This window comes from Nocardia sp. SSK8, from assembly GCF_037034205.1.
Lineage (GTDB): Bacteria > Actinomycetota > Actinomycetes > Mycobacteriales > Mycobacteriaceae > Nocardia.
In genome coordinates, this window is sequence record NZ_JBAGKD010000003.1 from 380,777 (window position 1) to 406,944 (window position 26,168).

Annotated in this window: 26 protein-coding genes, 1 tRNA gene and 1 pseudogene; 16 read left to right on the top strand and 12 right to left on the bottom strand. The window is 70.1% G+C overall.

What is annotated here, in order from left to right; translation table 11 throughout:
- The first annotated feature begins 43 nt into the window (after positions 1–43).
- Positions 44–1,360: a lipase family protein gene (locus tag WA675_RS08545; RefSeq protein WP_336083381.1), complete on the top strand. Its 1,317-nt coding sequence runs from the start codon at positions 44–46 to the stop codon at positions 1,358–1,360.
- A gap of 44 nt (positions 1,361–1,404) precedes the next feature.
- On the opposite strand, the gene WA675_RS08550 is transcribed toward WA675_RS08545, so the two are convergent.
- Positions 1,405–2,130, bottom strand: coding sequence for a sterol desaturase family protein (locus WA675_RS08550; protein ID WP_336083383.1), 726 nt, complete (start codon positions 2,128–2,130; stop codon positions 1,405–1,407).
- A gap of 42 nt (positions 2,131–2,172) precedes the next feature.
- On the opposite strand from WA675_RS08550, the gene WA675_RS08555 reads away from it, so the two are divergent.
- Together WA675_RS08555 and WA675_RS08560 are read left to right on the top strand one after the other, a co-directional pair.
- Positions 2,173–2,511, top strand: coding sequence for a hypothetical protein (locus WA675_RS08555; RefSeq protein WP_336083385.1), 339 nt, complete (start codon positions 2,173–2,175; stop codon positions 2,509–2,511).
- An 87-nt stretch (positions 2,512–2,598) separates the two neighbouring features.
- The gene (locus WA675_RS08560) at positions 2,599–3,234 is read left to right on the top strand and encodes a class I SAM-dependent methyltransferase (RefSeq protein ID WP_336083387.1); all 636 of its coding nucleotides are present in this window, start codon (positions 2,599–2,601) and stop codon (positions 3,232–3,234) included.
- Positions 3,235–3,453: 219 nt separating this feature from the next.
- Here the strand turns inward: WA675_RS08560 and WA675_RS08565 are convergent, their stop codons facing one another.
- The 3 genes from WA675_RS08565 to WA675_RS08575 form a co-directional block, all read right to left on the bottom strand.
- Positions 3,454–4,080 (bottom strand): MBL fold metallo-hydrolase, encoded by a 627-nt coding sequence (locus WA675_RS08565; RefSeq protein ID WP_442945574.1) that lies wholly within the window; start codon positions 4,078–4,080, stop codon positions 3,454–3,456.
- Positions 4,077–5,162 carry an S-(hydroxymethyl)mycothiol dehydrogenase gene (locus WA675_RS08570; protein WP_336083389.1) on the bottom strand — a complete coding sequence of 362 codons (1,086 nt, stop codon included), beginning with the start codon at positions 5,160–5,162 and terminating at the stop codon, positions 4,077–4,079. Before WA675_RS08570 ends, WA675_RS08565 begins: the two co-directional genes overlap by 4 nt.
- A 293-nt stretch (positions 5,163–5,455) precedes the next feature.
- Positions 5,456–6,106, bottom strand: a complete 651-nt coding sequence (locus WA675_RS08575; protein ID WP_336083391.1) for a TetR/AcrR family transcriptional regulator — start codon at positions 6,104–6,106, stop codon at positions 5,456–5,458.
- A gap of 156 nt (positions 6,107–6,262) precedes the next feature.
- Between WA675_RS08575 and WA675_RS08580 the strand changes: the two genes are divergently transcribed.
- The 5 genes from WA675_RS08580 to WA675_RS08600 all read left to right on the top strand — a co-directional run bounded on the left by WA675_RS08580 (position 6,263) and on the right by WA675_RS08600 (position 13,017).
- Entirely contained in the window at positions 6,263–8,296 is a 2,034-nt protein-coding gene (locus tag WA675_RS08580; RefSeq protein WP_336083393.1) for a CocE/NonD family hydrolase, read from the top strand.
- 114 nt (positions 8,297–8,410) lie between these two features.
- On the top strand, positions 8,411–9,097 hold the full coding sequence (locus WA675_RS08585; RefSeq protein WP_336083394.1) for a rhomboid-like protein: 687 nt from the start codon (positions 8,411–8,413) through the stop codon (positions 9,095–9,097).
- Positions 9,098–9,206: 109 nt separating this feature from the next.
- Positions 9,207–10,109 carry a metal-dependent hydrolase gene (locus WA675_RS08590; RefSeq protein WP_336083396.1) on the top strand — a complete coding sequence of 301 codons (903 nt, stop codon included), beginning with the start codon at positions 9,207–9,209 and terminating at the stop codon, positions 10,107–10,109.
- On the top strand, positions 10,106–11,212 hold the full coding sequence (locus WA675_RS08595) for a PDR/VanB family oxidoreductase (protein WP_442945575.1): 1,107 nt from the start codon (positions 10,106–10,108) through the stop codon (positions 11,210–11,212). Before WA675_RS08590 ends, WA675_RS08595 begins: the two co-directional genes overlap by 4 nt.
- A gap of 32 nt (positions 11,213–11,244) precedes the next feature.
- Positions 11,245–13,017 carry an SDR family oxidoreductase gene (locus WA675_RS08600; RefSeq protein WP_336083398.1) on the top strand — a complete coding sequence of 591 codons (1,773 nt, stop codon included), beginning with the start codon at positions 11,245–11,247 and terminating at the stop codon, positions 13,015–13,017.
- Positions 13,018–13,021: 4 nt separating this feature from the next.
- Here the strand turns inward: WA675_RS08600 and WA675_RS08605 are convergent, their stop codons facing one another.
- Complete coding sequence (locus WA675_RS08605; RefSeq protein ID WP_336083400.1) at positions 13,022–13,525, bottom strand: hypothetical protein; 504 nt, start codon at positions 13,523–13,525, stop codon at positions 13,022–13,024.
- Positions 13,526–13,561: 36 nt separating this feature from the next.
- Between WA675_RS08605 and WA675_RS08610 the strand changes: the two genes are divergently transcribed.
- The 3 genes from WA675_RS08610 to WA675_RS08620 all read left to right on the top strand — a co-directional run bounded on the left by WA675_RS08610 (position 13,562) and on the right by WA675_RS08620 (position 15,406).
- Positions 13,562–13,891 carry a hypothetical protein gene (locus tag WA675_RS08610; RefSeq protein ID WP_336083401.1) on the top strand — a complete coding sequence of 110 codons (330 nt, stop codon included), beginning with the start codon at positions 13,562–13,564 and terminating at the stop codon, positions 13,889–13,891.
- 89 nt (positions 13,892–13,980) lie between these two features.
- Positions 13,981–14,985, top strand: coding sequence for a zinc-binding dehydrogenase (locus WA675_RS08615; RefSeq protein WP_336083403.1), 1,005 nt, complete (start codon positions 13,981–13,983; stop codon positions 14,983–14,985).
- A gap of 347 nt (positions 14,986–15,332) precedes the next feature.
- Positions 15,333–15,406, top strand: a tRNA-Ile gene (locus WA675_RS08620).
- Between the two features lie 143 nt (positions 15,407–15,549).
- Here the strand turns inward: WA675_RS08620 and WA675_RS08625 are convergent.
- From WA675_RS08625 to WA675_RS08635, 3 genes and pseudogenes are all read right to left on the bottom strand, one after another.
- Positions 15,550–15,840, bottom strand: coding sequence for a hypothetical protein (locus WA675_RS08625; protein WP_336083405.1), 291 nt, complete (start codon positions 15,838–15,840; stop codon positions 15,550–15,552).
- Positions 15,841–16,188: 348 nt separating this feature from the next.
- Positions 16,189–16,329, bottom strand: a pseudogene (locus WA675_RS08630) (nitroreductase/quinone reductase family protein); the annotation flags it as partial.
- A gap of 24 nt (positions 16,330–16,353) precedes the next feature.
- The gene (locus WA675_RS08635; protein ID WP_336083407.1) at positions 16,354–17,118 is read right to left on the bottom strand and encodes an ATP-grasp domain-containing protein; all 765 of its coding nucleotides are present in this window, start codon (positions 17,116–17,118) and stop codon (positions 16,354–16,356) included.
- A gap of 122 nt (positions 17,119–17,240) precedes the next feature.
- On the opposite strand from WA675_RS08635, the gene WA675_RS08640 reads away from it, so the two are divergent.
- Positions 17,241–18,482 (top strand): vWA domain-containing protein, encoded by a 1,242-nt coding sequence (locus tag WA675_RS08640; RefSeq protein WP_336083409.1) that lies wholly within the window; start codon positions 17,241–17,243, stop codon positions 18,480–18,482.
- Here the strand turns inward: WA675_RS08640 and WA675_RS08645 are convergent.
- Entirely contained in the window at positions 18,472–18,846 is a 375-nt protein-coding gene (locus WA675_RS08645; RefSeq protein ID WP_336083410.1) for a MerR family transcriptional regulator, read from the bottom strand. The two genes, WA675_RS08640 and WA675_RS08645, sit on opposite strands and share 11 nt — an antisense overlap.
- 65 nt (positions 18,847–18,911) lie before the next feature.
- Between WA675_RS08645 and WA675_RS08650 the strand changes: the two genes are divergently transcribed.
- Positions 18,912–20,012 (top strand): alkene reductase, encoded by a 1,101-nt coding sequence (locus WA675_RS08650; protein WP_336083411.1) that lies wholly within the window; start codon positions 18,912–18,914, stop codon positions 20,010–20,012.
- A 114-nt stretch (positions 20,013–20,126) separates the two neighbouring features.
- A complete protein-coding gene (locus WA675_RS08655) occupies positions 20,127–20,615 on the top strand; it encodes an FBP domain-containing protein (protein WP_336083412.1) in 489 nt (162 codons plus the stop codon).
- A 3-nt stretch (positions 20,616–20,618) separates the two neighbouring features.
- Here the strand turns inward: WA675_RS08655 and WA675_RS08660 are convergent, their stop codons facing one another.
- A complete protein-coding gene (locus WA675_RS08660; protein ID WP_336083413.1) occupies positions 20,619–20,891 on the bottom strand; it encodes a hypothetical protein in 273 nt (90 codons plus the stop codon).
- A gap of 158 nt (positions 20,892–21,049) precedes the next feature.
- Here WA675_RS08660 and WA675_RS08665 point away from each other — a divergent pair, with 158 nt between their 5' ends.
- Positions 21,050–21,340, top strand: coding sequence for a hypothetical protein (locus WA675_RS08665; RefSeq protein WP_336083414.1), 291 nt, complete (start codon positions 21,050–21,052; stop codon positions 21,338–21,340).
- A 2-nt stretch (positions 21,341–21,342) separates the two neighbouring features.
- Here WA675_RS08665 and WA675_RS08670 read toward each other — a convergent pair whose 3' ends face one another.
- On the bottom strand, positions 21,343–23,526 hold the full coding sequence (locus WA675_RS08670) for an MMPL family transporter (RefSeq protein WP_336083415.1): 2,184 nt from the start codon (positions 23,524–23,526) through the stop codon (positions 21,343–21,345).
- An 89-nt stretch (positions 23,527–23,615) separates the two neighbouring features.
- Here WA675_RS08670 and WA675_RS08675 point away from each other — a divergent pair, with 89 nt between their 5' ends.
- Entirely contained in the window at positions 23,616–24,221 is a 606-nt protein-coding gene (locus tag WA675_RS08675) for a TetR/AcrR family transcriptional regulator (RefSeq protein ID WP_336083417.1), read from the top strand.
- Here the strand turns inward: WA675_RS08675 and WA675_RS08680 are convergent.
- The gene (locus WA675_RS08680; protein ID WP_336083419.1) at positions 24,218–25,996 is read right to left on the bottom strand and encodes a TerD family protein; all 1,779 of its coding nucleotides are present in this window, start codon (positions 25,994–25,996) and stop codon (positions 24,218–24,220) included. The two genes, WA675_RS08675 and WA675_RS08680, sit on opposite strands and share 4 nt — an antisense overlap.
- Positions 25,997–26,168 lie beyond the last annotated feature (172 nt).

A 26,168-nucleotide genomic window follows, 5' to 3' on the forward strand; every position in this document is an offset into this window, starting at 1 on the left:
GACACCGGGACCAAGGGCGGTTCCCGGCCAGGAAGGACCCGAGATGACCGTCAATGTCGACGTCTACGACGACCGCGCGCCGGTGGAGCCGCGGATTTTCCCGCACCCCGTGGTGACACTGCGACCCGAGGACGATCCGTTCCATACCCCGCCGCGCGGCTGGGAAGCGGCGGCGCCCGGCACGATCCTGCACACCCGGCCGGTCACCATCGGTGCCTTCGGGCTGATCCGGCAGTCCTCGTTCACGGCCTGGCAGTTGCTCTATCGGACCACCGATCTCGACGGCCGTCCCGATTCCACGGTGGTGACCGTACTGGTGCCGCCGCGGGCCACGGACGGCCCCGACCGGGTGGTGAGCTTCCAGTGCGCGATCGACGCGGTGTCCTCGCAGTGCTTCCCGTCCTACGCGCTGCGCAAGGGCGCCCGCGCGCTCGGCGCGGTGCCGCAGTTCGAGCTGTTCCTGATCGGCGGCGCGCTCGAACGGGGCTGGATCGTCGCCGTGCCCGACCACGAGGGCATGCTCGGCGTGTTCGGCGCGCCCCGTGAACCGGGCTACCGCTCGCTCGACGGCATCAGGGCCACCTTGAATTTCGGCGAACTGGACCTCGATCCGGCGACGCGGGTCGGCCTGTTCGGCTACTCCGGTGGGGGCATGGCCACCTCCTGGACCGCCGAGATGGCCGACACCTACGCCCCCGAGCTGAACATCGTGGGTGCCGCGGCGGGCTCGCCGGTGGGCGATCCGGCCTCGACCTTCCTGCGGCTGAACGGATCAGTGTTCTCGGGCCTGCCCGGGATGGTGGTGGCCGGGATGCGCCGGGTCTTCCCGGCGCTCGACGACGCCCTGACCGAAACCACCACCACTGCCGCGCAGCGCCGGCTGAACGCGCTGGCCGACCGGACCACGGTGGGCGCCGTGCTCAGCGCGCCCAAGATGGACTGGGACTCGATGCTGACGACCCCGCTCGCCGATGTGCTGGCCCGGCCGCAGATCGTCGAACTGCTGCGGAGCCTGCAGCTCGGGCTGCACACCCCGACCATGCCGATGCTGGTCGTGCAGAGCATCGGCGACCCGGTCATCTCGGTGGACGATGTCGACGGCCAGGTGCAGCGCTACCGCGCGGCGGGCGCGCACGTCACCTATCTGCGTGACCGGCTCAGCGAACACCTCACCCTCGCGATCTTCGCCGCCCCGATGATGTTCGACTGGCTCGCCGACCGCTTCGCCGGGCGCCCGCTCCCGGAGCCCACCACCAGCACCGTCACCACGGTGCTCACCCGGCGCGGCACCCTGCCGGGCCTGTGGCGGTTCCTGCGGCTGTGCGTGCGCATGCTCACCGGACGCGGTATTCGCGGCTGATCCGGTGGTCCCGCCGTGGCATTCGGCACGGCGGGACCAGCCGCTCACGCCGCTTGCTGTTCCGGCGTGCGCGGCGCGGTGCCTGCCTTGCCCGCGGGCTGCCAGCCGGGCGGGGCGAACACATATCCCAGCCGGTCCCGCCAGCGGGTGGCGCCCCGCACGTCGCGAATGATGTTGCCGTACTCGTGGTACTGCAGGCGCAGCAGATTGTAGGTGCCGACCGGGGTGGTGAGCCCGTAGGTGGGGGTGTGCAGTTCCCGCTGGAAGGTGCCGAACATCCGGTCCCAGATGCTCAGGATGCCGCCGTAGTCGCGGTCCAGGTACTCCGGATCGCTGCCGTGGTGCACCCGGTGGTGCGACGGGGTGTTGAGCACGAATTCGACCGGGCGCCAGAGCTTTCCGATGGTCTCGGTGTGGGTGAAGAACTGGTAGATCAGGTTCAGCGCGAAGGCCACGTAGATCGTCCACGGCGCGAAGCCCAACAGTGGCCAGCGGCGCCCCGAAGATTGACTGGTGCGGGTGTCGATCGGTGAGTACGCGCGCGGGGACTCCTCGGCGTGCGCGTGCCGCAGACTCACCGCCTCGATCGCGATGAACACCGCGAAGAAGGGCAGCGCGAACAGCTGATCCTCGACGCCGCCGTGGCCGAGATAGGCCGGGCCGGGTACGCGGGACTGTCGCTGGTGGCGGCGCTGAGCGCGGCGGCCGTCCGGGTGACCTAGCCCGACGGAGGCGGCGCTGTAACGAGCCGCGGGGTGGCGGGCATACATCCCATGACAAGAAAGTAAGCGGGAACAACGATCGGAGACGGTATGCGAACCTCGGCTCGAGCACTGGCGATGTGTCTGGCGGTCCCCGCGGTCGCGGTGGCACTCACGGGTCTGGCCTCCGGCACCGCCGCCGCCGACCCCGGCTGCCAGGGGTCGATGAACGGTCCCTGGGCGTTCAACGGGCAGTGCCAGGGTGAACCGGGTACCTACCGCATCGAGATCGACTGCCTCGGTTACGACTTCAGCACGCTGCCGCCCGCCCTCGGCCAGTACACCGTGCGCCGGGACCTGCCGGTCGGCCAGTCGGCCACCGTCGGCTGCATCGGGCCCGGCTGGGTCAGCGCGGGCTGGGGTGTGAGCGGGCGGCTCTTCCGGCTCTGAGGCGACGCGCCGAATCAGGGTGTTCCCCGATGTCGCGGGCGCGGCGTCGGGGCACACTGGGGTCCAGGCCCGCGAGAGAGGCGCACCATGAGGCAGCCCGGCACCGACGAGATCGCCGCCATCTTCGACCGCTACGCCCCGAACTACGACCGGCAGATCGGCTGGTTCGAGCGCGTGGTGCTCGGTGACGCCCGCACCTGGGTGATCGGGCACGCGCGCGGCCGGGTGGTCGAGATCGCCGTGGGCACCGGCCTCAACCTGCCGCACTACGGCCCCGACGTCGACCGGATCACCGGCATCGACCTGTCCCCGGGCATGCTCGAGGTCGCCCGCCGCCGCGCCGCCGCCCTCGGTCTCACCCGTGCCGAGCTGCGTCGGGGCGACGTCCAGGAGCTGGACCTCCCCGACGACAGCGCCGACACCGTCGTCTCCACCTATACCTTCTGCACCATCCCCGACCCCGGGCGCGCCGCCGCCGAGGCCTTCCGCGTCCTGACCCCCGGTGGCCGCTTCGTCCTCGCCGAACACGGCCCCGCCACCTCGGTCCTGGCCCGCGCCGCCCAGCGTCTCGCGCAACCACTGTCGGTCCGGTTCGGCGCCGACCACCTCCTGCGCGACCCGGTCCGCTACCTCACCGCGGCAGGCTTCGTCATCGACGAGACCCACCGCACCGGCCGCGCGGGCATGACCTTCCGCGTCCTGGCCCACAAGCCGATCCCGTAAGCGCTCGCGACAGCCCTGGATCTGGTCGGGCCGGTGCTGGCGGTCGATCCGGCGTGCTGCCCGGACGCCGGGACGCGAGACGGCCGCTGATGACCGAAACCGGTGTGCTGGGCCCGGGCCCACGAACGCGGGAGCGGATCGCACCGCGGATCATCGCGTGGTCGTTCTTCGCGCTGGCCGTCTATGTCACCGTCGACGCGATCCGGGGTGTCCGGCCGGTCAGTGCCCTCGGGCGATCCAGTCGGCCAGCGCGGGCTTCTCGGCACCGATCGTGGTGGTGTCACCGTGGCCGGTGTGCACGACCGTCTCTTCCGGCAGGGTGAGCAGCCGGTCGCGGATCGAGTCGATGATCGTGCCGAAGTCCGAGAACGAGCGGCCGGTGGCGCCGGGGCCGCCGGCGAACAGGGTGTCGCCGGTGAACAGCGCCGCCAGCTCGGGCAGGTGCAGTGAGACCGAGCCGGGGGAGTGGCCGGGGGTGTGCAGCAGGTCGATATCGGTGCCCGCCACCGTGATCCGGTCGGTGTCCGCGAGCGAGCGGTAGGTCTCGTCGGGGTGGGTCATCCGCCACAGCGGGTCGTCGCCGGGGTGCAGCAGGATCGGGGCGTCGAGGCGCTTCGACAGTTCCGGGGCGACGGTCACGTGATCGTTGTGGCCGTGCGTGCACAGGATCGCGGTGACGTGCCGGGTGCCGACCGCCGCGGCGATGGCGTCGGCGTCGTGGGCGGCGTCGACGACGAGCACCTCGGTGTCGTCGCCGATCAGCCACACATTGTTGTCGACCGCCCAGGTGCCGCCGTCGAGCGCGAAGGTGCCCGAGGTGACCACCCGATCGATGCGGGCACTCACCAGACCACCACCGACCGCAGCACCTTGCCCGCGCCCATGGCGGCGAAGGCCTGCTCGACCTCGTCGATCCCGATCCGCTCGGTGACGAACCGGTCCAGCGGCAGGCGGCCCTGGCGGTGCAGGTCGATCAGCATGGGGAAGTCGCGCTCGGGCAGGCAGTCGCCGTACCAGGACGACTTGAGCGAGCCGCCGTGCGAGAACAGATCGATCAGCGGCATGTCCAGGGTCATCTCCGGCGTCGGGACGCCGACGAGCACGACGGTGCCCGCGAGATCGCGGCCGTAGAAGGCCTGCTTCCAGGTCTCCGGCCTGCCGACCGCGTCGATCACCACGTCCGCGCCGAAGCCGTCGGTGAGTTCCTTGATCTGCTCGACCACATCGCCCGTCGTGGCGTCGATGGTGTGGGTGGCGCCGAAATCCTTGGCCCACTCCAGTTTTCGGGTGTCCCGGTCGATCGCGATGATGGTGCCCGCGCCCGCGAGACGCGCGCCCGCGATGGCCGCGTCGCCCACGCCGCCGCAGCCGATCACCGCGACGCTGTCGCCGCGCGAGACCGCGCCGGTGTTCATGGCCGCGCCGATTCCGGCCATCACGCCGCAGCCGAGCAGGCCCGCCACGGCCGGGTCGGTCTCGGGATCGACCTTGGTGCACTGCCTTTCGTGCACGAGGGTCTTGTCGGCGAAGGCGCCGACACCCAGGGCGGGGGTGAGCGGGGTGCCGTCGGTGAGCGTCATCGGGACGCTGGCGTTGTGGGTGTCGAAGCAGTACCACGGCCGCCCGCGCTTGCAGGCCCGGCATTCGCCGCAGACCGCGCGCCAGTTGAGCACCACGTAATCGCCCTCGGCGACATGGGTGACCGCGGCACCGACCGACTCCACCACACCGGCGGCCTCGTGCCCGAGCAGGAACGGGAACTCGTCGTTGATCCCGCCCTCGCGGTAGTGCAGGTCGGTGTGGCAGACGCCGCACGCCCGCACGCGCACCACCACATCGTGCGGACCGGGATCGGGAATCACGATATCGACCGTTTCGACCGGCGCGTCCTTGGCGCGGGCGATGACTCCGCGGACGGTGTCGGGCATGCGGACCTCCTCAGTTCGACTTCGACGTCGGCGTCAACGCTAGCCGGTCGCCCGCTGCCGGATCGCCGGGATCGGCGTTCGGAGCGGCGAACCATGGACACCGTCGATCACCCCTCGGCACTGCGTCCTGGACGCCCCGCCGGGCCGTGGGCACCGTGGCGGAGAACCAGCTGTACGCGGCCGCCGATCCGCTGATCCGCGCCGCCGAGGGCCGCACCGCCGGGCAGAACGCCGAACGGCTCGGCCAGGACGTCATCGCCGCCCTGCTGCGCTGAACCCCCACCGCCGCAACGCTATCCGGCGGTCGGGCCGATCCGGCCCAGCACCGCGCCGACCACCAGGCACGAGCTGTCGACCACATCGCCGAGCGGCGCCCGGTACTCGTCGAGCACCCACTTCTGCGCGATGATCAGCACCGCGCCGACCAATCCGTACAGGACCGTGCGCACACTCGCTTCGGGGTGCGCGGCCGAGTCGACGTGCGGGGTGACCAGCGCCAGGCAGATGTCGACCAGCGCGTCGAGCACCTCGTGATAGGCGCGGTCGACCGCGGGACTCACCCCGAGGATCTCGAAGAAGGCGATCCGGGGCACCCGCGGGTCGTCGTGGATGAGCTGGAAGTACGCGGTGAGCGCGATCCGCACCTGGGTGTCGAGGTCGGTCCCGGTCTCGCCGAGGCCGCGATGCAGCGCCTCCAGCATTCGCGCGGTGACCTCGCGATACACCTCGAGCAGCAGATCCTCACTGTCGGTGAAGGATTCGTAGAAGTACCGCTTGCCGACCCCGGCGCTGCCGCAGATCGTGGTCACCGTGGTGTTGCGGTAGCCCTCGGTGCCGAAGGCCTCGGTGGCCGCCTCCACCAGCCGGGCCCGGCGATCCTGCTGACGTTGCCCGGGGGCCGCGCCCCGGTACCGGCGACCATCGGTCTCGCGATCCACTGTCACAGCGCCGATTGTGGCGGGTGCGGATCACGGGGTGTCGGCTGGCGCCGAGAAGAAGTGGCCGAGAACATGTTCTTGCGATCGTCCGTGACGCAGGCTACGTTACTTCCCGGTATGGGAACGTCGTGGTTCCCGATGGTGGAGGGCTGAGACCGAAGCATGATCAAACATCGTGGGCGAGTGGCTGCGCTGGTCGCATCCGTCGTCGTGTTCCTGGGGGCAGTCGCATCCGCGCCGGTCGGACTGGCCACACCGGCCGCCGAGGGGCTGGACGCGCAGTTCGTCGCCACCCATAACGGACCGCAGCAGTACCCGAACGTCTTCATCGAATGGGATGTCCCCATCACGATGAGCGACGGAACGGTATTGAAAGCCAACGTCTATCACCCCGCCGGTGCGGACGGGCAGCCGATCAGTGAGCCGACACCCACGATCGTCAATATGACGCCCTACACCAAGCTGGTGTCGAACATCGCCGACTCGGCGCTGGCCGTGCCGGGTCTGTCCGAGGTGCTGCTGCCGATCCTGCAGAACCTGGACTTCTCGGCCTTCGGCTTCAGCAGCCTCAGCGACATGATGAACGCGCTGCCCGGCGGCGCCGCCCGCACCTTCGGCGTGGACCGCAATCTCATCCGCGGCGGCTACACCCAGGTCGTGGTCGACGTGCGCGGCACCGGGTTCTCGCAGGGCACCTGGCAGGTCTTCGGTGAGCGCGAACAGCTCGACGGCGTCGAGGTGGTCGACTGGGCCGCCGCGCAGGGCTGGTCCGACGGCAAGATCGGCATGAGCGGCATCTCCTACTCGGGGATCAACCAGCTCCACACCGCCCAGCGCCATCCCGCGGCGCTCAAGGCGATCTTCCCGATCGTGCCCGGTAGCGACCTGATCCGCGATGTCGCCGCCCCCGGTGGCGCACTCGGCATCGGCTTCATCCCGGCCTGGCTGCTCGCGGTCGACGGCACCAAGCTGCTGCCGGATCTGGTGTCGATCTTCTCCGGCAAGTTCGACTGGACCTGGCTCGGTGACCGCCTGCGCGACCCGTTCACCTTCTTCAATGTCCTCATCGCCGCGCTGACCACGCCGAGCATCGACCAGATCCCACCGGAGATGGCGACCATCCTCGACGACCAGAGCCCGCTGCGCACCGCCTGGGTGGGTCAGCCCGACCAGGTGCAGGTGCCCACCTTCCTCTACGGCGGCTGGCACGACATCTTCACCTACTCCACCCCGCGCATCTACAACGCGGTGAACGTGCCCGCCGAGCAGAAGAAGCTCATCATGGGCGACGTCTACCACGTCACCGTGAGCTCGGGGCTGGGTCAGCCGGGCGCGCCCGCGCCGCTGGAATCGCTGCAACGGGCCTGGTTCGACAAGTGGCTCAAGGGGATCGACAACGGCATCGACCGCTACGACCCGGTCACCCTGTGGCAGCAGGGCAGCGATCAGTGGACCCGCGACGTGGCCTTCCCGCGCCCCGGCATGGACTACCGCCGCATGTACCTCGACCCGGCGCCCTCGGGGACCGCGCCCGGTGCCCGGTTCGACGGCAGCCTGGTCACCGCACCCGGTGGCGCCCAGCGTGTCTCGGTCGACCCGAGCCTGACCACCATCTGCTCGCGTGACGCCGCTCAAGGCACGGCCGGGCTGATCCCGCTGCCGGACATCTGCGCCAAGGACGCCCGGATCAGCGAGGGCGCCGCGCTGACCTTCACCACCGCGCCGGTCACCCAGCCGACCCGGATCTCCGGCGAGATCGCCGCGCACCTGAACACCGTGCTCGACGCCACCGACGGCTACTGGACGGTGACGGTCAACGATGTCGCCCCCGACGGCACCTCCACGGTGTGGTCGCAGGGCCAGCTGATGGCCTCGCTGCGCGCGGTCGACGAGGGCAAGTCGCGCCGCTCGGCCAACGGTGACTACACCGATCCGTACCCGTACCTCACCCTGGACACCCGTCAGCCGATCGTGCCCGGCGAGCCGACCACCCTCGATATCGGCATCCGCGCCACCGACGGCGTGCTGCAACCGGGTCACCGGCTGCGCGTCGACGTCTTCGCGGGCAACTTCCCCAGCGGAATCCCGCTGCGGCCCTTGCTGAACGAGAGCGGCCTGCGCACCCAGCACCTCGAGCTGGACCCGGCCCGCCCGAGCTGGATCAATATCCCCCTGGATACCGATCCCGGCTGGTGACCTCCGTCCGCCGCACCCCGCCTCGCCGGTTCGAGGCGGGGTGCGGTGTTTCCGGGATGGCTCGCCCGGTCCCGGTGCCGCTCGCGCGGGCCGCACCCCTGGCACACTGACCTGGTGGCGACATCGGGCCGGATACCGGCGCGGATCGGCTCGGCGGTCGCGGCGGCCGGGCGGTGGGTGCGCAGCGCGCCGGGGACCTATCTCTGGCTGGCCGCGCTCGCGGTGACCACACTGATCATCGCCCGGCTGCCACCGGAGGAGGCCAGGGCCTGGCTGGGGCACCGCTCGACCAACCTGCACCACCTCGGCGAGGACCCGGTCCGCGTCCTGATCGGTAGCGCGTTCTGGACCGACGGCGGCGGCTGGTTCGGCTACGCGGTGCTGTTCACCCTGTTCCACGCCAATGCCGAACGCTGGCTGGGTACCGTGCGCTGGCTGGTGGTCGCGGCAGTCGCGCACGTCGGAGCCACCTATCTGAGTCAGGGCGTGCTGCTGTGGGCCATCCGGCGCGGGCACGCCCCGGAACAGGCGATGTTCACCCTTGACGTGGGCGTGAGCTACGCGCTGGCCGGAGTCGCCGCGGTCCTGGCCTACCGGCTGGTGTGGCCGTGGCGGCTGCTGTATCTGGTCGGCCTCGCGGCGGTGGTGCTCCCGCCGATCTTCCTGCACCGCACCTTCACCGATATCGGGCACGCGTCCGCGGCTGCCCTCGGCTTGGCCTGCTACCCGCTGACCCGGGGTCGCGGCGGGCGCTGGGACCCCGCCACCCTCCTGTCGAAGGGGAAAATCGCAGGAAAATAGGTGTTACCTCGAATACTACATACATGTATCATTGGGGCTACCGCAGGACCGGCGCACCGATGCGCCCGGCGCCCGGCCGGGAGCCGTGCGGGGAGGACGAGGAGTACCGATGAAGCTACTTCGCCGGGCAGCATCACGCCCGGAGACGGATCCGGGCCAGGTCGCGCTGCACGCACGCAACGTGCGCTTCGACTGGTCGGACGTAGCGCTGCAGTGGATGCCCGAGGAGCCGATCGCGGGCCATCTGATCTGCGCTCTCAACATGCTGCTGCCCGAGGGCGAGCGCATGTTCATCGCGACCTATCGCGAGGCCCTGCCCTACGTCAAGGACGAGAAGCTGCGCGAGGACATGCTCGGCTTCATCGGGCAGGAGTCCATGCACGCGGAGACCCATGAGAAGGTCCTGCACGACGTCTTCACGGCCAACGACATCGACAGCGGCCCGTACGTGCGCCAGATGGAATACCTGTTCCGTAAGACGCTGGGCCCGCGCGGCGGTGACGACCGCGCCGCCCGTCAGATGCTGGTGGAACGGCTGGCCTTCATCGCCTGTCTCGAGCACTTCTTCGCCTGGCTGGGCGACTGGGTGATCAACGCCGACCTGGAGAAGTTCGGCGCCGACCCCAATATGGCCGACCTGTTCCGCTGGCACGGCGCCGAAGAGGTCGAGCACCGCAATGTCGCCCACGATGTCGCCGAGTACTTCGGTGTCGGCTACGCGCGGCGCTGCGCGTCGATGACGCTGGTGTTCCCGATCTTCATCGCCCTGCTGGTGCGCGGTGCCCGCTTCCTGGTGCACCAGGACCCCAAGCTGCCCGACTACGGCTACCTGCGGCTGATCGCCGGGGTGTTCGCCGCGATGTGGCGCGGTGCCCTGCCGGGTATCCCGTCGCTGCTGCGCAGCGCGCTGTCGACCTTCCAGCCCGGCTACAGCCCGGAGAGCGTCGGCTCGACCGCGCAGGCCGTGGCCTACCTGGCCGCCTCGCCCGCGGCCCGCGCGGCGGCCTCGTGACGACCCGCGACATCCCCCAGGTGCTGCCCGCCGACCTCTACGGCAAGCACCGCCACGACCCGGGCACCCGGTTCCTCGACGCGATCGCCACGGCCCGCCTGCGCTGGAGCGCCCTGGCCAACCGCCGCGACCTGCGTCCGCGGGTGGACGACCGCCGCTTCCCGGTGGTCGTCACCGAACGCCGGATCGAGGCCCACGACCAGGACGTGGTGAGCCTGCGGCTGTCAGCACCGGACGGCCGGGTGCTGCCGCGCTGGCGGCCCGGCGCCCACCTGGATCTGGAACTGCCCTCGGGCCGGTTGCGCCAGTACTCGCTGTGCGGCGACCCGGCCGACGAGCGCGCCTATCGGATCGCGGTGCGCCGCATCCCGAACGGGGGCGGCGGCTCGACCGAAGTGCACGACGAGCTCCCGGTCGGCAGCCGGTTCGTGGTGCGCGGCCCGCGCAACGCCTTCCCGTTCGCGGTCCCCGGGCACGGCTCGCCCGCCCAGCGGCTGCACTTCGTGGCCGGTGGCATCGGCATCACGCCGATCCTGCCGATGGCCCGCCTCGCGCACCGCCTCGGCCTGCCCTGGACGCTGGTCTACAGCGGCCGCAGCCGCGACACCATCCCGTTCCTGGACGAGCTGGAGAGCTTCGGCCCGCACGTCACCGTGCGCACCGACGACGAACACGGCCTGCCCACCGCCGCCGATCTGCTGCCCGGTGTCGGCGCGGGCACCGCGGTCTACGCCTGTGGACCCACCCCGATGACCTCGGCCATCGTCGCCGCGGTCCGCGAGCTGCCGCGGGTGGAGCTGCATTTCGAGCGCTTCTCGCCGCCGCCGGTGGTGGACGGCACCGCCTTCGAGATCGAATTCGCCTCCACCGGACAGGTGATCACCGTCCCGGCGGACAAGACCGTGCTCGACGCCGTGCTGGCCGAACGCCCGGATCAGCCCTACTCGTGCAGGCAGGGCTTCTGCCGCACCTGCGTGGTGCGGGTGTGCGCGGGCGAACCCGACCATCGCGAGTCCGTACTCTCCGACGACGAGCACGCAGCAGGCGCCCTGCTGGCGTGCGTATCCCGTTCCCACGGTGAGCGTTTGGTGCTCGACCTGTGAGTTCGCTTCCTGGACAAGGAGTCCGACAGACCATGACCACCGACAGCCCCCGGCCTGCCAACCAGCGCACCGTCCGCAGCGGTGAATTCGACCTCGCCGTGTTCGAATACGGCGACCCCGCCGCCGACACCGTGGTGCTCGTGCACGGCTGGCCCGACACCCACCACCTGTGGGACCGGGTGATCCCGCTGCTCGCCGAGCGCTTCCACGTGGTCGCCTACGACACCCGCGGCCACGGCGAGTCCACCCGCACCCAGCGCACCGAGGACTTCCGCCTCGACGAACTGGCCCGCGACTTCTATGCCGTGCTCGACGCGGTCAGCCCCGACCGTCCCGCCCATGTGCTCGCCCACGACTGGGGTTCGGTGCAGGTGTGGGAGGCGGTGTGCGAGCCGCAGGCCGCGCAGCGGGTCGCCTCGTTCACCTCGGTCTCCGGCCCCAACCTCGATCACCTGGCCAGCTGGGTGCGCGCCCGCCTCTCCCGGCCCACCCCGCGCAATATCTGGCAGCCGATGACCCAGCTCGCGTCCTCGGCCTACACCTTCTTCTTCATGACCCCGGGCCTGCCGCGCGCCACCTTCAACACCATCGGCACCGAGAAGCTCTGGCAGCGCGCGGTGTCGCTGATGAACGACACCCCCACCGCGAATGTGAAGCTGGGCCCCACCTTCCGCCGCGACATGGTCGACGGCCTGCTCATCTACCGCGCCAATATCGTCCAGCGCATGCTCGCCCCGCGCGAGCGCCGCACCCAGGTGCCGGTGCAGCTGATCGTCGCCGGCCGCGACGTGGCCGTGCGCCCCGCCGGGTACGACGATTCGGCCAAGTGGACCGACCGGCTGTGGCGCCGCGACGTGCCCGCCGGGCACTGGATGCCGTTCTCGCATCCGGAACTGCTGGCCACCGCCACCACCGAGCTGATCGACGCGCTCGACGGCGCGCCGGTCGCGCGCGGGCTGGCCAGGGCCGAAGTCGGCCGCAGCCGACGGGAATTCGAGCACAAGCTGGTGGTCGTCACCGGTGCGGGCAGCGGCATCGGCCGCGAGACCGCGCTGGCCTTCGCGCGCCTGGGCGCCGAACTGGTGGTCTCCGATGTCAACGAGCTCGCCGCCAAGCAAACCGCCGAGCTGGTCGCGGCCGAAGGCGGCGTCGCGCATTCCTACGCGCTGGATGTCTCCAGCGAGCAGGCCGTGCGCGCCCACGCCGACACCGTGATCGCCGCGCACGGCGTGCCCGATGTGCTGATCAACAACGCGGGCGTCGGCCAGGCGGGTGGCTTCCTCGACACCCCGTCCGAGGAGTTCGACCGCGTGCTGCGGATCAACCTGGGCGGTGTGGTCAACGGCTGCCGTGCCTTCGGTGCCGCCATGGCCGACCGCGGCCTGGGCGGGCACATCGTGAACCTGTCCAGCATGGCCGCCTACAGCCCGCAGCGCGACATGAGCGCCTACGCCACCAGCAAGTCGGCGGTGTTCATGTTCTCCGACTGCCTGCGCGCCGAACTGGCCGACCGCGGCATCTCCGTCTCCACGGTGTGCCCCGGCATCGTGCACACCAATATCGTGGCCACCACCCGCATCTCGGGCGTCTCGGCGCAGGAGGAGGCGGCCGCGCAGCAGAAGTTCGACAAGCTCTACGAGCGGCGCGGCTACACCCCCGACCGGGTCGCCGCGCAGATCGTCAAGGCGGTGCGCGGCGGTCGCGACATCGTGCCGGTGACGCCGGAATCGTGGGTGCAGTACCGGATCAACCGGCTCGCCCCCGGCGCCGTCCGCTTCGCGGCCCGCCGGATGAAGCTGGTCTAGGCGTTCACGCCCGGCGCAGTCGCTGCTCGACGGCGGCGACGTGCCGGGCGTCCACCCCCCACGGCTCGGCCACGCCCACCCGGCGGTCCAGATCCCACAGCACGCACTCCTCACCGGCCTCGGCCACCATCGACCAGGCGACCACCGTGCGGCCGAGCTGCTCGTGCATCGAACCGTGCGCCGGGTTCGCCTCGCCGACTCCGTCGGGGAAGTGGTGCAGGAACCGGCCGTAGGCCTGCTCGCAGAAGCGCGCGTAGAGCTGTGTGCACAGGATCAGCCCGTGCCAGGCCTCGTCGACCGCGTGCGAGGGCATGCCGATCACCTGGTCGTCGCGCAGGGCCGCGCCGCAGCACCGCAACCATTGGCGCAGACCGGTTTCCACCAGCTCCCTCGGCTGCCACGGGCAGGTCTTGAAGATCGCGTCGGGCAGCCGCAGGTCGGCCACGACGCGGTCGACCGTGGCCGGATCGACCGGCCGACGGCCGAGCCGGGGGATCGAGAGCGCCATAAGCCCACTGTAAGCGGGACGGGTTAGCCTGCGGGCATGGTGCTCCTGATCGTGCTGTTGTTCTTCGCGTTGATGATCTCCGGCGTGGTGGCCGTCATCGTGGTGGTGGTCAAGCAGGCGACCCGGCCGCCGACGCCGCCGTTCGACCGGCGCTGGGCCGCCGGGTCGTCGGCCGGGTTCTTCGATCCGGGTTCGGGGCAGCCATGGACGCACGGCAGCGGGTCCGACTACCCGGGTGCCGGGTGCGCGGGTGGTAACGACCACGGCGGGAGCAGCTGCGGTGGCGGGGGCAGCAGTAGTAGTTGCGGTGGGGGCAGCAGCTGCGGCGGGGGAAGCAGCAGCAGCAGTTGTGGTGGCGGTTCCTGACGGTGTGAGCCATGTCATACCGGGGTTGACCTGAACTTCCCTTCAGGTTTCATGCTGGACGCGTTGGAGAACACCACGAAGGAGTCGCGATGCGTGCCGTACAGGTCAAGGAATTCGGTGGTCCCGAAGTGCTCGAGGTGCGGGAAGTGCCGGTGCCGCAACCGGGTCCGGGGGAGGTGCTCGTCGACGTCGAGGTCGCCGATGTGATGTTCCTCGACACCCGGCTGCGCAACGGCTGGGGGCTGGACTTCTTCGCCCTGAGCCTGCCGTATGTGCCGGGCGGGGCGATCGGTGGCGTGGTGCGCGCGGTCGGCGCCGAGGTCGATCCGGGCTGGATCGGCAGGCGCGTGGTCAGCCAGACCGCGGCCAGCGGCATCGGCGGCGGCGTCCCCACCGGCGGGTATGCCGAGCACGCCCTGGCCAAGGCGGACACGCTGGTCGAGATCGCCGAGGGGGTCAGTGTCGAGCAGGCGGTCGCGCTGTCGCACGACGGGCGCACCGCCCTGGCGGTGTTCGATCGCGCGGCGGTGCGACCCGGCGCCTGGGTGCTCGTCACCGCGGCCGCCGGTGGACTCGGCACCCTGCTCACCCAGCTGTCCGTCGCCGCGGGCGCCAAGGTGATCGCGGCCGCCCGCGGCGCGGACAAGCTCGCGCTGGCTCATCGCCTGGGCGCCACGGCGGTGGTCGACTACTCGGCCGACGGCTGGGCCGACGAGGTGCGCGAGATCACCGGCGGCGGAGCCGATATCGTGTTCGACGGGGCGGGCGCGTCGCTCGGCGCCGCAGCCCTCACCGCCACTGCGGACACCGGCGTGTTCCTCGGCTACGGTTCCGCGGCGGGCGATTTCGTCGCGGACGGCACCGAGGCCGCCGCGGCCAGGGGGGTGACCGTGCTGGGTCTCTTCGATGTGGTCGGCGCGCCGATCGATTGGTCCGCGCTGGCCCGTCGCGCGCAATCCGAAGTGGCGGCCGGGCGCCTCGAAGTGATTGTCGGCCAGACCTTCCCGCTCGACCGTGTTCGGGATGCGCATAGTTCCATCGAGAACCGTTCCGCACTCGGCCGCACACTCTTGACGATCGACGCGCGATTGTAACTTGTTCAGCGCCGCAAGGGAATACGCGTTAAGTTCATAGTGTGCAGGGAATAATTGTCATCGCAGTGATTGCTGCTGTTCTGTTGCTGGTTGTCGGAGTGATCAAAGTAGCCAGCAACCCGGGGGGTTCGACCGAACGACGCGACCGTGCCGCACGCGCACGATCTCCGCGTCAGACAGCCGACAGGGCTTGACCCGCACCCCCCGCATCACCCACCACCCCCAGCGACCGGGCCGTCGCATCGTCCCACGACAGCCCGGCCCGGTCGCCCCGACCACCCCGCACAACTGGTCAACCCCACACCCCACCGGGTACCATCCGACACGCCCGCGGACACCCGCGGCCAGGGGCGGTAGCTCAGTCGGTTAGAGCCGCGGACTCATAATCCGCTGGTCGTGGGTTCGAGCCCCACCCGCCCCACTTTCCCCCTCTGACCAGCGGAAACGCTGTCAAGCTACAGCCGATTTAATCCGGCGCAGTGCATGTGCACCAGCAGACTATCGACCTCCATGGAGCCCATGGGAGGATTGTGGTGGACCGTCAGGGTCGTCCGTATCCGAACGTCAATCGATGGCTCGATACTCATCGGACGGCTCAGCCAGTTCCGAATGGGTCAGCCAGTAGCTGCCGTACAAACGCAGCATCGCCCAATGCCATGCCTCGTCGTGGAAGATCAGGCCCCGGCACGCTTCACCGGGCTCCTCGTAGCGGTAGAAATCGACTGCCTGTGCCTCGGCTTCTGCTGGCGCCACCCCTCCGAACCGCTCCAACACCCATGCGTAGCGCCGCCGCTCGCCCGTCAACGACTCGATGTATTCGTCTTCGTCCCAGTACCAGTCGTTTTCGCCTGCCATCTGCGCTCCCCGCTCTCAGGATCCAGCCTCTCGCATCAGCTGAACGAGTCGAGGACCAGGGCGTCACGAGTGGTGACAGATATGTGTTCAAATACTCCGCTGCCAGCAGTACATTCGTAGGTCAGTGCGGCGCTGAAAGTGTTCGATCTCATAGTCCGCTGGCCGCAGGTTCGAGTGACACCTAACGGTCTCAGAATTTCTTCTCGCGATGCTCTGTTCCAGGTGAATCCGTTGTCCCGGAAGGCGCGCTTATCCGTATGAAGTAGCCCACATTCCCGATCGGGGTAGGGCCCACCGGGCTGATCGGTCGATGGTGACAGTGTGCGGATAGGCGCCGTCGGCGCGATATCAACGACGGGGAGTCAGCAGGACTATCGGGATGGTTCGGGTGGTGGTGCGTTGGTAGGTGGCGTAGCTGGGGAAGATGTCGATCAGGTGGGGCCAGAGGTGGGTGCGTTCTTCGGGGGTGGCGGTGCGGGCGTGCACGCGGCCATGGTCCTCCCTCGACTCGGTTCAGGCCGGATTCCAGCGGCGGTCGAGGAGTTCGCGCCAGCGCCGCATGAGGAGTTCGGTGTAGAGGTCGGGGGTGATGTCGTAGGCGCCGAGGGCGAAGCCGTCGTTGGCTTCGATCAGGGCGGTGCTGCCGTCGGCGAGGATGCCGAAGTCCAGGGCGTAGGCGCTGGGGGCGGTGCCCGCGCGGTGGTGGGCGGTGACGGCCGATTCGACGGTGCCGCGATCGAGGCGGCGGGTGCGGTCGCCCGCGTAGTGGTCGACGGCGAGGATCCGGCCGCGCGAGACGTAGACGCGGTACTCCGAGACCCAGCTGACCACCTCCGAGCAGTGCACCGGCTGCCGTCGGCTGACATGGCCGAACGCCGCGAAATCGCGATCCGAATAGCACACGGTGCCCGGAAAACTCTTGCGCCGGTACGCCGGTTTCACGAACAGCGGGGGCAGTGAGCCGCTGTCCATTCCGCGCTCCACCTCGCCCAGCGTCGAGGTCCAGACCCGGCGCCGGAGATAGGGGCGCAGCACCTCGGGATAGTCGTCGGGGGCGGGGATCGGGATCCGCAACTGGCGCATGGCGCCGTGCATGGCATCCACATCACCGGCGATGAACGTTCCTGGGCCCAGCGGCAATTGCCCGCGCCGGACCCGGTTGAGGCTGTAGTGACGCACGGGGATGTCGAGCCGTCCCAGTACCTCGACCAGCATCGACTCTTCGTGCCGCATCGGTCCCGACCCGGCGTACTGCACAAACGCGGTGGTGAATTGCATCACCTCAATCATGCACCCGCGCAGCCGGTTCGGCGCGGTTTCCGGCATCCGGTCCGCCCCGCGCACCCGCGGATGCCTCTAGGGTGTGGTGCGTTACGGCCGAACGCGATGAGGAGACAACAGTGGCTGCGGTGCTGGTGAAGGGACAGAACGCCGCGCTGGCGGCCACCGAGGTGGTGCTGGCGGTGCGCGGTGGGGTGGCGGCGGATCTGTCGGCGCTGCTGGTGACCGAGGCGGGCACGGTGCGCTCGGACGCCGATTTCGTGTTCTTCAATCAGCCGCAGGCGCCGGGCGTGCGGTGGAACGGCGCGGCGCTGGAGGTGTCGACCGGCGCGGTGCCCGCCGGGATCGCGCAGATCAGGGCGGTGATCACCGCCTCGACGGAGGGCGAGACCTTCGGCGGTGCGGCCGCGCCGGTGGCCTCGGTGGCCGACGCGGCGGGAAATGTGCTGTACGAGTACGCGATCGAGGGCCTCGACCGGGAGTCGGTGGTGATCGCGGTCGAGTTGTACCGGCGCGGTGCGCAGTGGAAGGTGCGTGCCGTCGGGCAGGGGTACGCCGGTGGGTTCGCCGATCTGGTGACCGACCACGGCGTCACCGTCGACGACGAACCGGCACCGGTGGCCGCGCCCGAGGTGCGGACCGTGCCGGGCGAGGCGGCGCTGAGCTTCGAGAAGAAGCAGGTGCTGGATCTGCGCAAGCGCGAGGTCGCCAAGGTGCTCATCGACAAGAGCGCCTTCGGGACCAGGGCGCGGGTGGTGCTGGTGATCGACAAGACCGGCAGCATGCAGAAGCTCTATCGCGGCGGCACGGTGCACCGGGTGGTCGAGCGGATGATCCCGGTCGCCACCCAGCTCGACGACGACGGCACCCTCGAGGCCTACCTCTACGCGCTGCGCTACGCCCAGCTACCCGATATCACGGTGGCGGGCGGCGAGCAGTGGGCCCGCACCTATCTGCACCTGACCGGCACCCACGAGGGCATCGACTACGACAGTCTCGGCGGCCGCAACGACGAACTGCCGATCATGCGCGCGATCATCGACACCCTGGCGGCCAGCCCCGCCCCGACGCTGGTGCTGTTCTTCACCGACGGCGGCTTCGCCAAGAAGCGCGAGATCGCCGCGCTCATGCGCGAGGCCGCCCACCTGCCCGCCTTCTGGCAGTTCATCGGCCTGGGCACGGCCAGCTTCGGCGTGCTGCGCACCCTGGACGACCTCGACGGCCGCGTCGTGGACAACGCGGGCTTCTTCGCCCTCGACGACATCGACCGCGTCGACGACCCCGAGCTCTACCGCCGCCTGCTCGGCGAATTCCCCGACTGGCTGCGCGCCGCCCGCGCCGCGGGCATCGTCAGGCCGTAGCGGGCAGGCTCTCGGCGGCCCGGCTGATCACCTCGTCGAGCACCTCGCGCGAGCGCAGAAGGTCGGCGATGGTGCGGTCGATCCGCTCGCGCTCGACGCGCAGTTCGTCGACCAGTTCGGGGGTGGCGCGCTCGTTGGCGCGGCCGTCGGCGTCCCGCATGCACGGCAGGATCTGCCCGATCTTCTTGCTGGACAACCCCGCCGCGTACAGCTCCTGGATATGGATGACCCGATCCACCGCCCGCTCGGAGAAATCGCGATGCCCGCCGGGCGTGCGCTCGGAGGCCAGCAGACCCTGCTCCTCGTAGTAGCGCAGCGACCGTTCGCTCACCCCGGTCCGTGCCGCCAGTTCCCCGATGCGCATGTGCCACCAGGCCTTTCCCGTTCGGACTTGAACTTCACACCGATGTCACGTTTTACCGTACTCGCATGACGAACACCGCACACCCCAGCCTCTTCGACCCCACCACACTCGGCGCGCTCGACCTTCCCAATCGCCTGGTGATGGCGCCCATGTCGCGTAATCGCGCCGCCGCCGACGGTAGCCCGACCGAGCTGATGGCCACCTACTACGCGCAGCGCGCGAGCGCGGGTCTGATCATCGCCGAGGCGGCCACGCCGAACCGGGTCGGCACCACCTTCGCCGGTATCCCCGGGATCTACACCGACGCGCAGGTCGAGGGCTGGCGCGGAGTCACCGAGGCGGTGCACGCCGCGGGCGGACGGACCTTCCTGCAACTGCAGCACGGCGGTCGTGTCGGTCATCCCGACAACGGTGGACAGGTGCCGCTCGCCCCGTCGCCGATCCCGCTGCCCGACCCGATCCGCACCGCGACGGGACCCAAGGACCCGGTCGTACCCCGGGAGATGACCCTCGACGACATCGAGACCACCGTCGCCGACTTCGCCGCCGCCGCCCGCCGGGCCGTCGACGCGGGCTTCGACGGGGTCGAGGTGCACAGCGCCAACGGCATGCTGCTGCACCAGTTCCTCGCGGGCAACACCAACCGGCGCGCCGACGCCTACGGTGGATCGATCGCCCACCGCGTCCGCTTCACCGTCGAGGTCGTGGCGGCGGTGGCGGCCGCGATCGGCCCGGAGCGGGTGGGCGTGCGGATCGCGCCCGGGGTCGGCGCCAACGCGATCGCCGAGACCGATACCGACGAGCTGTACGCGGCGCTGGTGGCGGAACTGGACGGGCGGGGGCTCGCCTACCTGCACGTGGTGTTCGCCGATCCCGAGTCGACGGTCTTCCAGCGCATCCGCCGGGACTGGACCGGCCCGCTGATCGCCAACCCCGTCCTCGGCTGGGGTACGCCGCTGCCCGCCGACGGCGGTCGTGCCGCCGCCGACCGGCTCCTCGCGGCGGGGGCCGACCTGATCTCGCTGGGCAGGCCCTTCCTGGCCAACCCCGACCTGGTCGCCCGCCTGCGCACGGGCGCGCCCGTCACCGCGTTCCGCGACGAGTACTTCTACGGCGGCGACGCCACCGGCTACACCGACTACCCGGTGCTGGAACCCGCCCGGTGAGCCGGTTCGCGCATTCACCCGGGACGCGCCGCGGCGGGTAAAACCAGTTGTCGGCGCCCCGGGGGATCGTTAGCGTGTCTACCGTTTGCGCCCCGGCACGCTGAAAGGACCGCCATGGAACCCGTCACCGAACGTGAGATCCGGTCGTCGTTCGTCAACTGTTCGAAAGGCGACGCCAAACGCCTCACCGTCCCGCGTGACCTGGCCGATCGCCCCTGGGAAGACCTCGACTTCCTCGGCTGGACCGACCCGTCCTACGCGGGCCGCTGCTACATCTCGGTCCCGCGCGAGGGCGAGCTGGTGAGCATCGCCCTGCGCCACGAGACCGGCGGCACCGGCAAGACCCAGATGTGCACGATCTGCCTGACCACCCACACCGGCGGCGGCGTCTCGCTGATGACCGCGGCCAAGGCCGGGGAATCGGGTAGGCGCGGCAATACCGTCGGCACCCTCATCTGCACCGATCTGGCCTGTTCGCTGTACGCGCGCAACAAGAAGCGGCCCGCGCTGGGCAGCCGCTACCGCGAGGATCTGACACCCGAGGAGAAGGCGCGGCGCGTGCGGGAGAACCTGTTCGCGTTCGTCGACCGGCTGCTGCGCTGACCGCTACAGCATCGCGTTCATGATGGTGCCCGCGCTGGTGGCCACCGCGCCGCCGATCATCGCGCCCGCGATCATCTTCGGCGACTCGAGCCCGCCGCCGGTCCACTTCTCCCAGGCGAACTTTCCGCCCGCGTAGGTGATCGCGATCACGCCTGAAAGCAGGATGAACCAGGTGAAGTAGCGCACCAGCTGCAGGATTTTTTCCGACATCGGGGGTGCCTCGGGTGTCGGATTGCCGATCTGCGCCAAGGTATCGGTGACGACGGCAAGAATCATGTCTGCTCACTTGGTGACTCGGGGGAACGGCGGCCAACTGCTGAGGTGATGGTATCGGTTTTGTTGGTATGCCGGGGGTCCGGGCCCGTATCCTGGAATCGTTCGAATACGACAGTGCTGGAACGTAGTTCGCATCACGCGACCAAGGGGAGCAGGCTATGAGCATCATTCTGACGTCGATGGCCGACACCGTCACGACGTTCGCGCAGGTCGGCAATCCCACGCCGGAGGCGCCGCCGCTCTCGGACAAGATCATGCAGATGGTCCAGTACCTGACCTGGTTCATGATCCTGTCGGGCGTGCTCGCCATCACCGTCGCCGGTGGAAAGTTCGCCTGGGAGAAGTGGAGCGGCAGTTCCATGGAGTCGCCGAAGATGATCGCGGGCGCCATGATCGGTGGTGTCGTGGCCACCAGCGGCGGCACGATCATGAACGCGATCCTGGGCTGAGTTCACACCGGTAGTCCCACGCGGGTGGGTGCCGCACCGGGTGGCGGCGTCTCCCGGAAGCCGATCCGGTCGTGCAGCGCGCGCAACGGTCGCGGCGCCCACCAGTTCGCCCGGCCCGCCAGTCGCATCAACGCGGGGACGAGCACTCCGCGCACGAGGGTGGCGTCGACCGCGACGGTGATCGCCATCCCGATTCCCAGCTGCTGCAGGAACACCACGTCACCGGTGCTGTACACCGCGAACGAGACGGCCAGGATCAGTGCCGCGGCCGTGACCAGCGGTGCCGAGCGTCCGACACCGCGCGCGATGGAGCCGATGGGATCGCCGGTGCGGTCGTAGTCCTGCTGGATCCGGGCCAGCAGGAACACCTCGTAGTCCATCGACAGCCCGTAGGCGACGCAGAACATCAGGATCGGGATGCTGGGTTCGATGCTGCCGGTGGGGGAGAAGCCGAGAATCCCGGCCAGGGCGCCGTTCTGGAAACCCCACACCAGCACGCCGAACATGACCGTCATCGAGAGCATATTGAGCATCGCCGCCTTCAAGGGGGCGAGCACGCTGCCGGTCATCAGGAACAGCACGGCATAGGTGACCAGCATGATCAGCACCGCGACCAAGGGCAGCCGGGCGCTGATGCCGTCGCGGTAGTCGGCGAGTTCGGCCGGGTAACCGCCCACCATCACGTCGAACGGTGCGGGTGCCGAGCGGATCTCGGCGACCAGGCCGGTCGGGTCGGCAGCGAGGCGATCGCCGGTCGGTACGACGCGCAGCCAGGTCGCGCCGTCGGCGGACATATTCACCGGCGACGGGCCCGGCGTCGCACGACCGCCGGTGAACGATCCGGCCGCCGAATCCACGCGTGACACCCCAGCCACCGTCGACAGGCTCGCCGCGTACCCCGCGACCTCGTCTGGATCGGACCGCCGGATCAGTACCTGCAGCGCGTCGGCTTCCTCGGTGTCGAAATCGGCGCGGATCGTGTCGTACATCGAACGCACGGGATGCTCGCCGCCGAGCACGCGGTCGTCGGGCGCGCCGAAGTTCACGCCCAGCGCCGGGGCGCCCAGCGCGAGCAGGACGAGCAGGGCTGTCCCGCCGGTCGCGATCGGTCTGCGCAGCACGGTGTTCGCGGTGCGGGACCAGAACCCGCGTTCGGGATCGGCGGCCGGTCGCGGGGGCAGGGCCCGATGTCCGAGCAGGCGCAGGGCGACCGGCAACAGTACGGTCGCGCCCAGTACCGCGACCATGGCGACGGCGATGCCCGCGTAGGCGAACGAGGACAGGAACGGGAACCCGAAGGCCAGCAGCACCGCCAGGCTCGCCCCGACGGTGACAGCGCTGAACGCGATGGTGCGCCCGGCACCGGCGAGCGCGCGGCGCACCGCGGTGTCGACCGAGGTGCCCCCGGTGAGCTCTTCGCGGAACCGGTAGATCATGAACAGCCCGTAGTCGACACCGAGGCCGATGCCCATGACCAGTGCGATATTCGCGGCGAAGGTGGAGATCTCGGTGAACGCGGTGGCCACGCGCAGCAGCGCCAGGGTGCCGACCACGCAGAAGATGCCGATGCCCAGCGTCACCAGGGCCAGGGACCAGCGGCGCAGGACCGCCCACAACAGGAGCAGAACCAGTGGAAGCACGATCAGTTCGGCGCGCAGGAAGTCGGCCGAAGCCTGCTCGGCGACATCGCGGAATACCTCGTCACCGCCGCCGAGGGTGAGGGTCACCGCTGGATCGGTCTCGGCGAGCAGTCCGGACTCGATGGCGGGCAGTACCGCGCGCCGGACGTGGTCGGCGTCGCCGGGCACCACCGCGAGCACGAGCGCGTGTCGCAGGTCGGCGCTCGCCAGGGTGGCGGGCGCGTCGGGCTGCCAGAACGAGCGGACCTCGAGTACGCCGGGGAAGCCCGCGAGTTCGCTGGTGAGCTCGGTGCCGATCTGGGCGGCGCGACCGGCGCGGACATCGCCGTCGGTGGCGGTCAGCAGGATCGCCACATTCGGGCTACCGGTGGCGAAGTTCTCGATGAGTTCTTTTCGTACCAGCGCGGATTCGGAGTCCTCGCGTTCGAAGCGGTTGAGCGCGAAACTGTTCAGCGCTCCCGCGGCGAGCGCGAGGAACAGGGTGAACACGGCCAGGGACAGGGCTAGGACGGCGCGGGGGCGACGGGTGAGGAATGATCCGAGCACGGCGGCTCCTCTGTTAGTCTGCGAAAAATGCGAGTGAGCGCTCGCATTGGAGAATACGAGTAGCTGCTCGCATTTTCAAGAGGAGGAACATGTCCGAGGTGCGCCGTCAGGAACGAGGCCGCCGCCGCATGGAGGAGATCCTGCGCGCGGCCGCAGCGGTTTTCGCCGAACGCGGCTACGAGGGGACCACCACCAATGCCGTCGCGGCCGAGGCGGGCATCTCACCCGGCTCGCTGTATCAGTACTTCCGCAACAAGGACGAGATCGCCGCGGCGCTGGCCGAGTTCTACCGCGAGCAGCTCGGCGTGCTCGGCGGCGACGTGCCGCACGAGTCCGACGGGCTCGACTTCGACGCCCTGCTCACCCGCGTGCTCGGCACCCTCGTCGAGTTCAATCTCGCCCATCCGGGTTTCAAGGCGCTGTTCGCGCGCACCGACATGCCCGCGACCCTGCGCGCGGCGGTCGCCCCCGCCTACGGTGCTCTGCACGCGCGCTTCGAGGCGCTGCTCGGCGCCGCGTTCCCCGAGCTCGGTCCCGAGGACCGGCAGTGCGCGACCACGGTGGCCATCCAGCTCGTGCGCGGCATGATGCCGTTGATCGTCGAGGCCGACGCGGAGCGGCGGCCCGCGCTCGTCGCGGAACTGCGGCTGGTGCTGCGCTCGTATCTGCTCTCGCGCGCGGGACGCCCGGCCTAGATCCGGGCGCCCTTGACCCGATTGCAGTTGCGGCACAGGATCTGCAGGTTCGTCGCGCTGGTCGCGCCGCCGCGGCTGAGCGGGATGATGTGGTCGAACTCCAGGTAGTGCCCGTCGCCGCACTCCACGCACACGCCGCCATCACGCTGCCAGACCTGGGCTTTCACGTCCTGGGGGATGCTGCGGCTGTCGCGCTGGCCCGGGGTGAGGACCAGACGCTTGGCCACCCGCAGCGCGCCCTCCAGCGCGGCGGCGACATAGTCGGGATCGGCGACACCGAAGGTGGCACCGCCGCGGGCGGAGGTCGCCGCGAGCACCACGGTGCCGTGCTCGGGATGCACCGAGACCACGCGGTTCCAGGGCAGTTCGATGCCGGTGCCGTCGCCGACGAAGCGCAGCTTCTTGGTGCTGGCGATGAGCCTGCCCTCGGTATTGCGTGGGCCGCGCGCGAGCATGCGGACGTGCACGGCGGGCAGGTCCAGGTGCACCCGCTCCTCCGGATCCAGATGCAGGCCGGGGGTCTCGACGGTGGGCAGCTCGCCCGAGCGCAGCCGGGACAGGGTGCGGCCGCGATGCATCCGGCGGCGCAGATCGTCGACGACGGCGCCGTTGAGCGCCAGCTCACTCACGACATGCTCGAACGCGTCGAGCTCCTCGGCCAGCACCTCGCCGTCGGCGAAGGCGAAGGCCACCATCCGCTCCACCTGCGTCAGCCCCGCCTCGCGCAGCACCACCCGGCCGCGTTCCTCGTCGATACGCTGGAACCGCAGCGCCGCCCACACCTCGATCCAGTCCTCCGACTGGGTGCCCGGGCCGGTGAGCACCCGGCGCGCGCGGGTGCGCCAGTGGGTGAGGAACTCCTCGACCTCCTCGGCGCACCGCTTACAGGGGCCGTGCCCACCGAACAGCTTGCGCCGCAGGACATGACCGCAGCGCGGGCAGCGGGCACGGTGATCGGCGACATGTGGGTGGGTGCTGTCGGTCCACTCGGTGCCGTCCCACCAGCGCAGTTGCCCGGGGGATTCGGGGTCGGGGTGCCAGTCGGCGTGGTCGGGGTCCAGTGGGGGTGGTGGGGGAACATCGATGACGCGGCGGGTCAGGGCGGGGGCACGGCCGGACGACGGCGTGCGGTGCGCGTCCTCGTGGTCCGTCGTGGACTCGCCGGACCGCGAGGACGCACCGGCGTACCGTTCGGCGGGACGCGCTGCCTCGACCCGCTCCGGACGCCTCGGGAGCTCCGACTCGTCGTCCACCGGGCGCGGGCGCGCGGCCGGTTCCGCCACCGTCACCCCGAACTCGGTCGCCAGCCCCGGCAATCCGCCGACCCACCCCTGGCCGATCGCGCGGAACCGCCACTGCCCGTCCCGGCGATAGAACTCGCCGAACATCATCGCCTGCACCCGCTCGATGCCGTCGAGGACATACCGGACCACCGGGCCGTCGGCGGCGTGCACGGTCAGCGTCAGCTCGGTGAGCTGGTCGAAAGTGCCCTCGTCCAGCGACGCGCTCACCACGATCCGCGCCACCTCGGCCTCGGTGCGCGGCAACGACACACTCAGCCGGGCGGTACCGGGCGCGGGCTGCTGGTTCAGCGTCACGGCCTGCGAGATGTGCCGCGGGGCGTTGAAGAAGACGAAATCCCGGTCGCCGCGGACCAGGCCCGACTCGTCGAGCAGCAGCGCATGCGCGTCGACAGCATGCGCCGAACGCCATGAAAGGACCACGGCGAGAAGCGATGTCGGCACCGGCGCGTGGGCGCCCTTACGGATTTCCATGGTCCCCGCATGATGCCACGCTGATCCGACAGGATTGTTGGAGCGCTGGCGCGCTCGAGGTCGCGGCCCCTGGGGGGGCCGCCGGTCAGGCGCCGTTTCTTGCTCCTTCGTCGCCTACGAAACGGCGCCTGACCGGCGACCCGGCCGCGACCGGCGCTGCGCGCCGCCGCTC